Source organism: Helicobacter bizzozeronii, assembly GCF_900196775.1.
In the GTDB taxonomy this organism is placed as follows: Bacteria; Campylobacterota; Campylobacteria; order Campylobacterales; family Helicobacteraceae; genus Helicobacter; species Helicobacter bizzozeronii.
The window spans coordinates 1-1,362 of record NZ_FZLB01000120.1 but is presented as its reverse complement, the minus strand read 5'-3'; the positions used below and the strand labels follow the sequence as shown (position 1 = coordinate 1,362).

General features: G+C 40.1%; 1 protein-coding gene. It reads left to right on the top strand.

Features of this window, described 5'->3' with window-relative positions:
• Window positions 1-659: 659 nt before the first annotated feature.
• Window positions 660-983 carry a DUF1104 domain-containing protein gene (locus C5684_RS09005; protein ID WP_006018008.1) on the top strand — a complete coding sequence of 108 codons (324 nt, stop codon included), beginning with the start codon at window positions 660-662 and terminating at the stop codon, window positions 981-983.
• Window positions 984-1,362 lie beyond the last annotated feature (379 nt).

Here is a 1,362-nt window from a genome sequence, read left to right as displayed (position 1 = left end):
CCCATGAAGGGCATTCTAGGCACTTTTAAAGAGAACTTAGGGGCAGAACAGCTTAATAACCGCGCCCACAGACATCTAGCCGGCAATGCCGATTATGAGCCCCTAGATTTGCCTTTCCCTAAAGCTAATATTGATAAGAGCCATAAAAGGGTGATACAGACTTCTCTAGTGCTTTAACCAAGCGATAAAAAGGGTAGGCCATTTGCCACCCGCACGCTAAAACCTCCAAGCTCAAACATATCAAAGATGTTTTTTGCCATAGCTAGCCTACAAATGCTCCAAACAGCGTGCTAAATGAGTGTCGTTAGAATAATCCCCTCAAGAACCTCCCAAAGAAATATCCTGCGCATAAGAACCTACAACACACCTTTGGACCAAGATTCGCCTAATATCTGTATCTGTTTCAAGACTAATCCGTGTCCCAAGAAGCTTAAGCTGTTGCTTTAAGGGGTTTAGGATAAAAAAAGAGTCTGTGGGGGAGTCTTAAGAAGTGTGCAGATACGCAATGACCATCAAGCACCCTAGATTGTTCTACAATAAATTAACGATTTTTCACAAAATTTAGGGATTTTAAAACATCTGTTCTAGCACATTTACGCAAGGTTTATAAATGTGAATAAAATGGTGTGGTATTTTTACTTTTTTTACGGAGGATTGGCATGCAGTCTTTTAAATTAGGGATTTCTGCTTTGGTTTTAGCGAGTTTGTGTGTTGCCTTGTCAGCAAGAGAAGTTTCGTATCAAAACACAAGTAATGCGGACCTCATTAAATTGGCTGGCAAAGTTGCCCCCGAGAAAAAACCCGATTATGCGATGGAAATTTACAAACGGGCTGAAAAAATGAATCCCAAACAACGCAAAGAGTTCTATCGCGAGGTGATTGCTATAGCAGATAAAAGTGTTGCCAATGCGGTGATAAAAAATATCAGCAAACGCATGGAGGCATTATCTGCGTGGCAATCCAATAATTATTTTTTCAAATAAATAGCAAGGTGGTCCACTGGCACCAGCATCCCCGTAGTTAAATCTAGGGGGCTTTATGGCGTAGGTTAGTTAGATTTGACAATCTGCGCCCCTCTTTGGCAATAGTTGGTGGTTTTGCAAGATTTGAGCCTTTTATGGTTGGATCGATTCAGACACCAGACAGATAACAAGCCCCGCTTTTGTTATCTTTGAATGTGTATTTTTGTTATATAAGAAACATTTCCTTAAGTCTTAAGCCAAATAAAAGTCTAAAAACCACCCCGCATTGAGTTCTTTATGCTAGTATTGCCAAAAATAAAAGGTAGGCAAACATGATCAAATGCGCAAATTGCGGATTTTCAAATCCTAATGAGGATTTGTTGTTTTGTTTAGAGTGCGG